At 71.3% G+C, this 10900-nt stretch carries 12 protein-coding genes; 3 read left to right on the forward strand and 9 right to left on the reverse strand.

Annotated elements, in window-relative coordinates; translation table 11 throughout:
• Positions 1 to 46: 46 nt before the first annotated feature.
• Positions 47 to 400: an ATP-binding protein gene (locus CW362_RS16390; protein ID WP_103550198.1), complete on the forward strand. Its 354-nt coding sequence runs from the start codon at positions 47 to 49 to the stop codon at positions 398 to 400.
• Positions 401 to 593: 193 nt separating this feature from the next.
• Here CW362_RS16390 and CW362_RS16395 read toward each other — a convergent pair whose 3' ends face one another.
• From CW362_RS16395 to afsQ1, 5 genes are all read right to left on the reverse strand, one after another.
• Positions 594 to 797 carry a PspC domain-containing protein gene (locus CW362_RS16395; RefSeq protein ID WP_103550199.1) on the reverse strand — a complete coding sequence of 68 codons (204 nt, stop codon included), beginning with the start codon at positions 795 to 797 and terminating at the stop codon, positions 594 to 596.
• Positions 798 to 911: 114 nt separating this feature from the next.
• Positions 912 to 1463 carry a VanZ family protein gene (locus CW362_RS16400; protein ID WP_103550200.1) on the reverse strand — a complete coding sequence of 184 codons (552 nt, stop codon included), beginning with the start codon at positions 1461 to 1463 and terminating at the stop codon, positions 912 to 914.
• 63 nt (positions 1464 to 1526) lie between these two features.
• Complete coding sequence (locus CW362_RS16405; RefSeq protein WP_103550201.1) at positions 1527 to 2177, reverse strand: hypothetical protein; 651 nt, start codon at positions 2175 to 2177, stop codon at positions 1527 to 1529.
• Positions 2174 to 3757 (reverse strand): sensor histidine kinase, encoded by a 1584-nt coding sequence (locus CW362_RS16410; protein WP_240657822.1) that lies wholly within the window; start codon positions 3755 to 3757, stop codon positions 2174 to 2176. The genes CW362_RS16405 and CW362_RS16410 overlap by 4 nt, the downstream gene beginning before the upstream one ends.
• The gene (gene afsQ1, locus CW362_RS16415) at positions 3754 to 4431 is read right to left on the reverse strand and encodes a two-component system response regulator AfsQ1 (RefSeq protein WP_037625670.1); all 678 of its coding nucleotides are present in this window, start codon (positions 4429 to 4431) and stop codon (positions 3754 to 3756) included. The genes CW362_RS16410 and afsQ1 overlap by 4 nt, the downstream gene beginning before the upstream one ends.
• Before the next feature lie 296 nt (positions 4432 to 4727).
• On the opposite strand from afsQ1, the gene CW362_RS16420 reads away from it, so the two are divergent.
• Entirely contained in the window at positions 4728 to 5525 is a 798-nt protein-coding gene (locus CW362_RS16420; protein ID WP_103550202.1) for a SigE family RNA polymerase sigma factor, read from the forward strand.
• Positions 5526 to 5745: 220 nt separating this feature from the next.
• On the opposite strand, the gene CW362_RS16425 is transcribed toward CW362_RS16420, so the two are convergent.
• The gene (locus CW362_RS16425; protein ID WP_103550203.1) at positions 5746 to 6393 is read right to left on the reverse strand and encodes a uridine kinase family protein; all 648 of its coding nucleotides are present in this window, start codon (positions 6391 to 6393) and stop codon (positions 5746 to 5748) included.
• 250 nt (positions 6394 to 6643) lie between these two features.
• On the opposite strand from CW362_RS16425, the gene CW362_RS16430 reads away from it, so the two are divergent.
• Positions 6644 to 7051 carry a hypothetical protein gene (locus CW362_RS16430; protein ID WP_103550204.1) on the forward strand — a complete coding sequence of 136 codons (408 nt, stop codon included), beginning with the start codon at positions 6644 to 6646 and terminating at the stop codon, positions 7049 to 7051.
• Positions 7052 to 7195: 144 nt separating this feature from the next.
• Here the strand turns inward: CW362_RS16430 and CW362_RS16435 are convergent, their stop codons facing one another.
• Genes CW362_RS16435 through deoC form a run of 3 tightly spaced genes read right to left on the reverse strand, consistent with a single transcriptional unit; the run spans position 7196 to position 10513 of the window.
• Positions 7196 to 8101, reverse strand: coding sequence for an aldehyde dehydrogenase family protein (locus tag CW362_RS16435; protein ID WP_103550205.1), 906 nt, complete (start codon positions 8099 to 8101; stop codon positions 7196 to 7198).
• Complete coding sequence (locus tag CW362_RS16440) at positions 8102 to 9559, reverse strand: aldehyde dehydrogenase family protein (protein ID WP_103550206.1); 1458 nt, start codon at positions 9557 to 9559, stop codon at positions 8102 to 8104. It abuts the gene before it with no gap.
• A gap of 6 nt (positions 9560 to 9565) precedes the next feature.
• On the reverse strand, positions 9566 to 10513 hold the full coding sequence (deoC, locus tag CW362_RS16445; RefSeq protein WP_103550207.1) for a deoxyribose-phosphate aldolase: 948 nt from the start codon (positions 10511 to 10513) through the stop codon (positions 9566 to 9568).
• Positions 10514 to 10900: the final 387 nt, after the last annotated feature.

Below are 10900 nucleotides of genomic sequence, written 5' to 3' on the forward strand. Positions count from 1 at the left end.
GGACCGCTCATATCCCCGTCCCACCCATCCCAAGGACGCATTCACGATGAAGCAGTCTGCCGCCAAGACCCTCGGTGTCGCCGCTCTCGGCGCCGCTTTCGCCGCCGTCGGCGCGGGTGCCGCGAACGCCGCCCCGGCCGTGCCGGACGCCTCCTCGGCGCTGGACACCGTCACCAGGACGCTGCCCGCCGGGAAGGACGCCTCCTCGCTGCCCGGTACCGCCCAGGCGCTCGCCCAGAGCCAGGGCGCCCTCGGCATGGGCATGGCCGCCGCACAGCCCACCGCCGCGGGTGCGTTCGCCGGCGGTCCGACCGCGCCCGCGGCCGGACTGCTCGGGGGGATGCCGGTGCAGGGACTGCCCACGCACGGTGTGCCGGTCAACGGGATCCCGCTGGGCTGACGCCGTCCGTCGACGCTCCGCGTCGGACGCGGGCCCCCGCCCGCCCGGGCCGGGGGCCTTTCGCCGTACGGAGACCGGCCGCGCGGCCGGGCCGGCTCCGGCCGTACGAACGCCGGTGGGGCGCACCCGAGGAGGGTGCGCCCCACCGGCGTTCGCCGTCCGCCCGCCCGGTCGCCGCCGGGTGTCCGCCCCGTCACCAGGCGGTACGGGAGACCTTGTCCTCGGACGGGAAGAGGATCCACAGCGCTATGTAGAGCAGGAACTGCGGGCCGGGGAGCAGACAGGACAGGAGGAAGACGACGCGCATCGTCGTCGCCGAAGTGCCGAAGCGCCGTGCCAGCGCAGCACAGACTCCGCCGATCATGCGGCCGTTCGTGGGGCGGGCAAGGGCGGTCATGGTGGCTCCTTCGCGAACCGTCGTCGAGTGCCGGCGGGGCCGGCTTCGTCGTTCTCATCGGTGCCTTCACCGATGTCTTCGACGCTACGGGGACGAAGCGCGCGAAACCTCGCCCTAGGGAGCGATCCCGACCCTGGGAATCGTCGGGGTCCGACCCTGAGCGTGGTCCTCCCGCAGGACGGCCGCCCGGCGCCGCGTCTCGGCCCTGCGCCGGAACCGGGCCCTCGTGGCGGGCACGACCGCGAGGTGCGCGAGGGCCACGCCGAGGGAGTTCAGCATGATCGAGTCGATGTCCACGACCTGGCCCGGCACCCCGGTCTGCAACAGCTCTATGCCCAGCGACAGCAGCACGCCGGCCGCGGTCGTCCGCAGGAGCGAGCCGAGCGGGGAGACGGCGAGCCTGCCCCCCGCCATCGGGAGCAGCACCCCCAGCGGGGCGAGCAGGCCGAGGCCCGCGGCGATGCGCCGGGCCGCCGTCTCGGGGTCCAGCGCGAGGTCGGCTCTGATACCCGCGAAGGGCCGCAGATTGGCGGCGCTCACCCAGGGGACGTCCAGCGGACGCAGCGTGATCCAGGCGACGAGCGCCAGATGTGCGACGAGGAGGACACCTCCTGCCACACGGACGCGGGTGACGGCGCTGCCGTCCTCAGAACCTTGACGCTGCACGCCCCCCAAGACGCGGCCTCCGGCACGATCGGTTCCGCTGCGGTGGTTTTCGGCCCCGTAGCGTTACGAACTCCGGACAGCCGACGACGCCGGGGCCGTGTCGCCCGGGGCGGCGCGCACCTCGGGGGTGCACTCGTAGCTGCGCAGGGCGGAGGGGACGGGACCGCCCAGGACGACGCTCCCGTCGTCCCGCGCCGCGGCCGAGTCAGAGAAGGTGCAGACGATCTGGGCGAGGGCCGTCGGGGTGAGGTCGTGCGGCGAGGTGCTCAGCCGGAGCGTGTCCTCGGGATCCCCGTCGTGGGGCCCGGCGACCGTCATGCCGCCGCGCACGTCCGTCGTGTACCCGGCCTGCTCCTCGGGCGTCGACGGAGCCTCGGCGAGTTCGTCCAGCAGCGCCTGGGCCACCAGGACCCGGCGCGCCGCCTCCGCCGTGCCGTCCGGGATGCGCACCGACCGGTCGACCGTCACCAGCTGTTCCGAGCAGAGCAGGAACACCTGGACCGGCACACCGTGCGCGGTCTGGGTGGTGATGTCGGGGCCGGAGAGGGCGCAGGGCACCCGGGAGGGCGCCGGACCGAAGTCGGTGGGCACCTGGGTGGGACGGATGCCGCACCCCGTGAGCAGCGCGCCGAGCAGCGGAACGGCCAGCCAGGGCAGCGCCCTGCGCAGGGAAGGCGCGGGTGTCCGTGGGCCGGTGGGGTGTGCGGTGGTCATCCGGCGGTGCCTTCCGTGCCGTTCCCGGGTGCGGAGCCGTCGCGGTCCCGCGGGTCGCCGGCGAGCAGTTCCGACGCGTCCTGGGGCAGGCGCAGCGTGAAGACGGCCCCGCCTTCGGGAGAGTTCGCCACGGTGATCTCGCCGCCGTGGATGTGGGCGTTCTCCAGGGCGATGGACAGACCCAGACCGCTGCCCTCGGAACGCGGGCGGGACGCGCTGGCCTTGTAGAACCGGTCGAAGACGTGCGGCAGGACGTCCTCGGGGATGCCGGGGCCGTGGTCCCGCACCTCGATGACCAGTTCCTCGCCCTCCACCCGCACCGACACCCGCACCGGCGAACCGCCGTGCTTGAGCGCGTTGCCGATCAGGTTCGCCAGGATCACGTCGAGGCGGCGCGGGTCGAGCCGGGCCGTCATGCCGCGGTCGGCGTCCAGGTCGACCGCGTCCAGCCACGCGCGCGCGTCGATGCACGCGGTGATCTGGTCGGCGATGTCCACGTCGTCGAGGATGAGCCGGGCGGTGCCCGCGTCGAAGCGGGTCACCTCCATCAGGTTCTCGACCAGGTCGCCCAGGCGGCGGGTCTCGCTGATGACCAGCCGTACGGCCGGCTCGATCATCGGGTCGACGCTGCCGGTCTGCGCGTCCAGTTCCTCTTCGAGGATCTCGGTGACGGCGGTGATCGCGGTGAGCGGGGTGCGCAGTTCGTGGGACATGTCGGCGACGAACCGGCGGGACGCCTCGTCCCGGGCGCTCATGTCCGCGACCCGCTTCTCCAGCGACTCCGCCGTCCGGTTGAACGTCCGTGACAGATCGGCGAGTTCGTCCGTGCCGGAGACCCGCAGCCGGGTGTCCAGCTTGCCCTCGCCGAGCCGGCGGGCCGCGATGCCCAGCCGGTGGACCGGCTTGAGGACGGTGGTCGCGGCGGCCTGGGCGAGCAGTGCCGACCCGATCAGCGCGAGCCCCGTCGCGATCCCCAGCGACCAGGCGAGGGAGTTGAGGTCCTTGGCCTCCGGCTCGAGCGACTTGAGCATGTAACCGGTCGTGCTGCCGTCGATCACCCGGGCCCCGCCCACGAGGTACGACTTGTCGTGCTCGGTGATCCGCTGCCAGTACAGGTGGTACGCGGACTTGTTCGTCGAGGACAGCGGCTGCTGCTTGTTCACCGCCTTGCGGAGGGACTTGGGAACGTCCTCCAGGGTGAACGTGTCCAGCTCGGAGTTGCCGGTGATCATCTTGCCGTCGACGTCCTCGGCGGTCAGCAGCACGCTGAAGCGCTGGCTGCTGTTCGCCATCTGCCCGGCCGTGCGCTGGAGTTCGTCCTGCGCCGGGTGCACGGGCAGCATGCTCGCGTGGTTGCGCATCTCCTGCTGGAAATCACGCAGCACCGCGTCCTGGGTACGCGTCAGCACGGCTTCGCGGTTGAGCCAGTACGCGATGCCCGACGCGGACACGGCGGCGGTGAGCGCCACGAGTCCGAACACGACGACCAGGCGCAGCCGCAGACTGGTGAAGCGCAGACCGGACAGCAACGCCTTGCGCGCCGCGGCCCAGCCGCGGAGCTTGTCCTGCGGTTTGGTCACTGAGGGTTGTCCAGCCGGTAGCCGACGCCGCGAACGGTACGGATCAGGGTGGGCGAGGACGGCACGTCCTCCACCTTGGCGCGCAGCCGCTGCACACAGGCGTCGACCAGGCGCGAGTCGCCCAGGTAGTCGTGTTCCCACACCAGACGCAGCAACTGCTGCCGGGACAGGGCCTGTCCGGGCCTGCGGCTCAGCTCCAGGAGCAACCGCAGCTCGGTGGGCGTCAGTTGCAGATCCTCACCGTTCTTGGTGACCGTCATCGCGGCCCGGTCGATGACCAGCGAGCCGAACGACGCCGAGTCGTTCGCCTCCCGCTCGCCGCGGCGCAGCACGGCACGGATCCGGGCGTCGAGCACCCGGCCCTGCACCGGCTTGACGACGTAGTCGTCGGCGCCGGACTCCAGTCCGACCACGACGTCGATGTCGTCACTGCGCGCGGTCAGCAGGATGATCGGCAGCTGGTCGGTGCGCCGGATGCGCCGGCACACCTCGAATCCGTCGATGCCGGGCAGCATCACGTCCAGCACGATCAGATCCGGTCGCTGCTCGCGCAACAGCTTCAGACCGTCCTCGCCGGTGGCAGCGGTGGCCACCCGGTGTCCCTGGCGCGTCAAAGAGAGCTCCAGGGCCGTCCGGATGGCGTCGTCGTCCTCGATCAGCAACAGGGAAGGCACGGATGTCATTCTGGCCCATGTCATGCTCGGGTATCGACTGTTGGAGCGCTCCCACTGGTCGCCCGGGCACATCGAAGGCCCTCTCGGGCGCCGGCCGGGGCCCAAGTGGTCATCTGCGTAGTCGTACCGCTCTTCTCCGTGATCGCGCTGTGGCGCGCCTGTGGGTGTCCCCTGTGACAGGTCTGTGACAGTCGGCGGACAAGGCCATGAAGTGGGCCCGGCAAGCTTTTCGACACAAGGCAGGACGCACGACGGAACGAACCGAAGATCCGGGACTCCACGACGGGGGGCGCGAGATGAACACGCTGCACAGCACCAGCACTAGCGCAGTTGTCACGCGGCTCCACGACGTCAGCAACCGGGCGACGGAGAAGTCCGGGGTTGTGAGCGGACGGGGGTGCGCTCGCGGCGCCGGGCGTCAGCACACCGTGTACATGACGGTGGTTGACGGTTTCACGGGGGAGAACGCCACGGCGCCCGCCGCCGTGGGCACGACGGGGGGGAAGGCTCACGGGGGAGCCGCGTACGGGGAGGGCACGGGGGAGCGTCGTTCCGGGACGGGGAGCGCGGAGGCCGAAGCGGCCTTCACCGCCTACGTCCAGGAGCGCCGCGCCTCCCTGTACGCAACCGCCTACCACCTGACCGGTGACCGCTTCGAGGCCGAGGACCTGCTGCAGAGCGCGCTGTTCTCGACCTACCGGGCCTGGGACCGGATCAGCGACAAGGCCGCGGTCGGGGGCTACCTCCGCCGCACCATGACGAACCTGCACATCAGCGCGTGGCGCCGCCGCAAGCTGAACGAGTACCCGACCGAGGAGCTGCCGGAGACGCCCGGCGACACGGACGCGATGCGCGGCACCGAGCTGCGCGCGGTCCTGTGGCAGGCGCTGGCCCGGCTGCCCGAACTCCAGCGCACGATGCTGGTCCTTCGTTACTACGAGGGCCGCACCGACCCGGAGATCGCGGAGATCCTCGGCATCAGTGTCGGCACGGTGAAGTCCAGCATCTGGCGGTCGCTCCGCCGGATGCGTGAGGACGAGGTCCTCAGCTTCGGCCGTGACGAGGAGGAGTCCTTCGGGGAGCTCGTCGCCTGAGGGTCCGAAGGACGGGGGCCGGCTCCGGGGGGAGCCGGTGACGGGGGAGTCGGTTCCGGGGGGAGCCGACACCGAACGGGGTCACGGGGAAACGGGTCACGGGGATCGGACCGTGTCACGGGGGACCACGGGGGAAACGGAAGAAGGTCCAGGCGGTCGGGGGTCCGCCTGGACCTTCTTCCGTTCGCGCGTTCCCGGGGGCCGTGGGCGATTGCCCGCCCTAGGCCGCCGTCGTGGGGGCGGACGTCCGCTGTGCGGCTTGTGCGGCCGCGGCGGCCGTCAGCCGGACGAGTGCCTCGTCCCGGTCGCAGGGGTGGGCGCCCAGGGCGGCCTGGCGCGCCACGATGGAGCGCTCGGCGCGCATCAGCCGCCAGCCGCGCCGCAGCAGGAAGGGAACCGACTTGCGGCCCTCCCTCAGGTCCCGCACGAAACGGCGCCGGAACGTGGTGACCGCGCCCCGGGACAGGCACAACGCGTCGGCGAGGAGACCGAGTTCACGGCAGCGCTCGACGATCTCGGCGGCGAAGATCCCCTCCGCGATGAACAGCGGTGACCCGTCGATGCCCAGGGCCTCGGCGCCGGTGCGGGCGCTCAGGGAGATGTCGTAGACGGGGACGGTCGTACGTCCCGTACGGCACAGTTCCTCGATCGCGGCGACGGCGGTGTCCGCGTCCCACGACAGCGGGTGGTCCCAGTCGATGTCCGCGCTGCCCTCGACCTGGGGCAGCGTCGGGTCGCCGGCCTCCTTGTAGAAGTCGTCGAGGCGGAGCACCGGGAGCCCGGAGGCGGCGGCGAGAAGGGACTTACCGGAACCGGAGGGACCGCAGAGCAGCACCACCCGGGCGGGTATCGGGAGAGGGGAACCCAATGGTCTGCACCTTCTGTGACGGGTCCGGCGGCGCCGCGCGTCGGCGCGGCTCCCCGCCATTATCCCCGGCTTTGCCGTATGTGCGGACAGACGTCGGGTGGATGTGACGAGTGGCGCTGATATGCCTGTTGACCCGCAGGGGCGAATCCACCGCATTGGCCCCCCGGGGCGCGATCCCCGTCAACTACTGTGCGTGTCGCACCAATCGCACTCCGCTCTTCACTCTCCGCTAGTCAAAGAGGAATACCTGATGGCGCGACACGCAGCTCAGCGGAACACCCTGGCCCGTACGACGGCGCGGATCGCGGCGATGGTCGGTGTGGCCGCCGCCGGTGCGGCCGCGGCCACACCGGCCTTCGCGGACACGGCTTCCGTCGTCGACACCGTGCGCACCCGGTCCGCCTCGCTCGGCCACGTCGACCCGCAGGCGGGGGCGAAGGAGCTGACCGGGACCGTGGGGCATGTCACGGCCCCCGTCGAGGGCCTCAAGCCCAACCCGCTGGCCGGCACCGGTGTGGACCCGCTCGACAACGGCCTGGGCACCCAGGTCGGGGACTTCAAGCCGCTGTCCTCGAAGACGCTCACCGGGCCGGTGGCGCAGGCCCAGTCGGTCGGCAGCGTCCCGGGGGTCGGCCAGGCGACCGGCCTCCTGCACTGAACCTCCCCCACGGGCCTTCGGCGGCCCGGGACACGAGAGAGCCGCGCTCCCCCTGGACGGAGGGGGAACGCGGCTCTCTCGTGCGCGGAGCCCCGGGGACACGGGTCGGGGCCCCGACATCTCAGGGCGTCGGCGGACCGGGGCTCAGTAGGACGAGCCCCCGGCGCCCAGGGAACCGGTCGGGTGCCAGACCGTCTTCGTCTCCAGGAAGGCCGTCAGGCGCTCGGTCCCGGGAGTCCGCGCGTAATCCACAGCCTGTGGACGGACGACGCGCTTCAGGTTGTCCGCGGCCGCGATCTCCAGCTCCTTCGCCAGCACCTCGTCCGCGCCGGCCAGGTCGATCGCGTTGACGTCCTGGTGCGCGGCCAGCGGGGCCGCGATCTCCGCGGTCCGGCCGGACAGGATGTTCACGACACCGCCGGGCACGTCGGAGGTGGCCAGCACCTCGCCCAGCGACAGCGCCGGGAGCGGGGACTTCTCGCTGGCGATCACGATCACCGTGTTGCCGGTGGCGATCACCGGGGCGATCACCGACACCAGACCGAGGAACGACGACTCCTGCGGCGCCAGGACCGTCACCACACCCGTCGGCTCGGGGGAGGACAGGTTGAAGTACGGCCCCGCGACCGGGTTTCCGCCGCCCACGACCTGGGCGATCTTGTCGGTCCAGCCCGCGTACCAGACCCAGCGGTCGATCGCCGCGTCGACGACGGCCGCCGCCTTCGCCTTCGACAGGCCCTCCGCGTCGGCCACCTCGCGGACGAACTGCTCCTTGCGGCCCTCCAGCATCTCGGCGACGCGGTACAGGACCTGGCCGCGGTTGTACGCGGTCGCGCCGGACCAGCCGCCGAACGCCTTGCGCGCGGCGACGACCGCGTCACGGGCGTCCTTGCGGCTCGACTGCGGCGCGTTCGCCAGCCACTTGCCCTTGGAGTCGCTCACCTCGTACACCCGGCCGCTCTCGGAACGCGGGAACTTGCCGCCCACGTACAGCTTGTAGGTCTTGAAGACGCTCAGGCGCTGCTGCTCGGACTTCTCGGCTGCACTCATTTATCGCTCGCCCTCCGGGCTAGACGGGGCGAGGTACGCCTCCAGGCCGTGACGGCCGCCCTCGCGGCCGAAGCCCGACTCCTTGTACCCGCCGAACGGCGAGGTCGGGTCGAACTTGTTGAACGTGTTGGACCAGACGACACCCGCGCGGAGCTTGTTCGCCACGGCGAGGATCCGGGAGCCCTTCTCGGACCAGACGCCCGCCGAGAGGCCGTACGCGGAGTTGTTGGCCTTGGCGACCGCCTCGTCCGGGGTGCGGAACGTCAGGACGGACAGCACCGGACCGAAGATCTCGTCCCGGGCGACGGTGTGCGCCTGGGTGACGTTCGTGAAGAGCGTCGGGGCGAACCAGTAGCCGGCGGACGGGAGTTCACAGGCCGGGGACCAGCGCTCGGCGCCCTCGGCCTCGCCCTGATCGACGAGCGAGGTGATGCGGGAGAGCTGCTCCTCGGAGTTGATCGCGCCGATGTCCGTGTTCTTGTCCAGCGGGTCACCGAGGCGCAGCGTCGACAGCCGGCGCTTGAGCGAGTCGAGCAGCTCGTCGTGGATCGACTCCTGGACCAGCAGCCGCGAACCCGCGCAGCAGACCTGGCCCTGGTTGAAGAAGATGCCGTTGACGATGCCCTCGACGGCCTGGTCGATCGGGGCGTCGTCGAAGACGATGTTCGCGCCCTTGCCGCCCAGTTCGAGCGTGACCTTCTTGTGCGAACCCGCGACCGTCCGCGCGATCTCCTTGCCCACGGCCGTGGAGCCGGTGAAGGCGACCTTGTCCACGTCCGGGTGCGCGACCAGCGCCGCGCCCGCGTCGCCGTACCCGGGAAGGATGTTGACGACACCCTTGGGCAGGCCCGCCTGGCGGCAGATGTCCGCGAAGAACAGCGCCGTCAGGGGCGTCGTCTCCGCGGGCTTGAGGACGACCGTGTTGCCGGTCGCGAGGGCGGGCGCGATCTTCCACGCCAGCATCAGCAGCGGGAAGTTCCACGGGATGACCTGGCCCGCGACGCCCAGCGGACGCGGGTTCGCGCCGAAACCGGCGTGGTCGAGCTTGTCGGCCCAGCCCGCGTAGTAGAAGAAGTGCGCGGCGACCAGGGGGAGGTCCGCGTCGCGGGTCTCCTTGATCGGCTTGCCGTTGTCCAGCGTCTCCAGGACGGCCAGCTCGCGGCTGCGCTCCTGGATGATCCGCGCGATGCGGAACAGGTACTTGGCGCGCTCGGAGCCCGGCAGTGCGGACCACTTCACGAACGCCTTGCGGGCCGCCTTCACCGCGCGGTCGACGTCCGCCTCGCCCGCCTGGGCGATCTCGGAGAGGACCTCCTCGGTGGAGGGGGAGACGGTCTTGAAGACCTTGCCCTCGGCGGCCTCGGTGAACTCACCGTCGATGAACAGGCCGTAGGAGGGGGCGATGTCGACGACGGAGCGGGACTCGGGCGCCGGGGCGTATTCGAATGCGGAAGCCATGATGGATCAGTCCACCGTCACGTAGTCGGGGCCGGAGTAGCGGCCGGTGGCCAGCTTCTGACGCTGCATGAGCAGGTCGTTCAGGAGCGAGGACGCGCCGAAGCGGAACCAGTGGTTGTCCAGCCAGTCCTCGCCCGCGGTCTCGTTCACCAGGACCAGGAACTTGACGGCGTCCTTCGTGGTGCGGATGCCGCCGGCCGGCTTCACCCCGACCTGCACGCCGGTCTGGGCGCGGAAGTCGCGGACGGCCTCCAGCATCAGCAGCGTGTTCGCGGGCGTCGCGTTCACGGCCACCTTGCCGGTGGAGGTCTTGATGAAGTCGGCCCCGGCGAGCATGCCGAGCCAGCTCGCCCGCCGGATGTTGTCGTACGTGGAGAGCTCGCCGGTCTCGAAGATGACCTTCAACCGGGCGGCGCCCGAGGCCTCCTTCACGGCGACGATCTCGTCGTACACCTTCATGTAGTCGCCCGCGAGGAACGCCCCGCGGTCGATGACCATGTCGATCTCGTCGGCGCCCGCGGCGACGGCGTCACGGACGTCGGCCAGCTTCACGGCGAGCGCGGCGCGGCCGGCCGGGAACGCGGTCGCGACCGAGGCGACCTTCACCCCGGAACCGGCGACGGCCTCCTTCGCGACGGCCACCATGTCGGGATAGACGCAGACCGCCGCCGTGGTGGGCGTCGTGCGGTCGGTCGGGTCCGGAAGGACCGCCTTGGCGCCGAGTGCCCGGACCTTGCCCGGGGTGTCCGCGCCTTCCAGCGTCGTCAGGTCGACCATCGAGATGGCGAGGTCGATGGCGTACGCCTTCGCGGTGGTCTTGATGGAACGGGTACCGAGCGAGGCGGCGCGCGCCTCCAGGCCGACCGCGTCGACGCCGGGCAGCCCGTGGAGGAAGCGGCGCAGCGTGCTGTCGGACGCAGTCACGTCGCCGAGTGCGTGGGCAGAGGTGGGCATGGTCACCAGACGAGCATATCTACGCGCGTAGCTGCTTGTACAGCCCTGGGGCTGCCGAGGGTTTTTTGTCCCCGGGGGGCCGCCTCCTCGGAACCGGCTTGATCCCCGGAACCCGGGGTTCCTCCACCCCCAAGCGTTTTCTCGCCCCCTCCGCCCCTACCCGACCCATACCGGGGACTCCGCCCCAGACCCCGCTCCTCAAACGCCGGAGGGGCTGAAACTCACGCCGATGAGGGGCTGCGCCCACACCACGACGCACCCGCAGCCGGGTACGCACGCGAGGGGCCGTGCCGGTACATCGATGCCCGTCGCCACCGACGCCCACCCCTCACCCGACGGCGACGGGCTGATGCACCGGCACGGCCCCGACCCACGACGCACCGGCAC

Source organism: Streptomyces populi (genome assembly GCF_002911015.1).
Classification (GTDB): Bacteria; Actinomycetota; Actinomycetes; order Streptomycetales; family Streptomycetaceae; genus Streptomyces; species Streptomyces populi.

Coding starts and splice junctions, on each gene's coding strand:
- CW362_RS16390 (WP_103550198.1), top strand. CDS start 47: ATGAAGCAGTCTGCCGCCAAGACCCTCGGTGTCGCCGCTCTCGGCGCC.
- CW362_RS16395 (WP_103550199.1), bottom strand. CDS start 797: ATGACCGCCCTTGCCCGCCCCACGAACGGCCGCATGATCGGCGGAGTC.
- CW362_RS16405 (WP_103550201.1), bottom strand. CDS start 2,177: ATGACCACCGCACACCCCACCGGCCCACGGACACCCGCGCCTTCCCTG.
- CW362_RS16420 (WP_103550202.1), top strand. CDS start 4,728: ATGAACACGCTGCACAGCACCAGCACTAGCGCAGTTGTCACGCGGCTC.
- CW362_RS16430 (WP_103550204.1), top strand. CDS start 6,644: ATGGCGCGACACGCAGCTCAGCGGAACACCCTGGCCCGTACGACGGCG.
- CW362_RS16435 (WP_103550205.1), bottom strand. CDS start 8,101: ATGAGTGCAGCCGAGAAGTCCGAGCAGCAGCGCCTGAGCGTCTTCAAG.
- CW362_RS16440 (WP_103550206.1), bottom strand. CDS start 9,559: ATGGCTTCCGCATTCGAATACGCCCCGGCGCCCGAGTCCCGCTCCGTC.
- deoC (WP_103550207.1), bottom strand. CDS start 10,513: ATGCCCACCTCTGCCCACGCACTCGGCGACGTGACTGCGTCCGACAGC.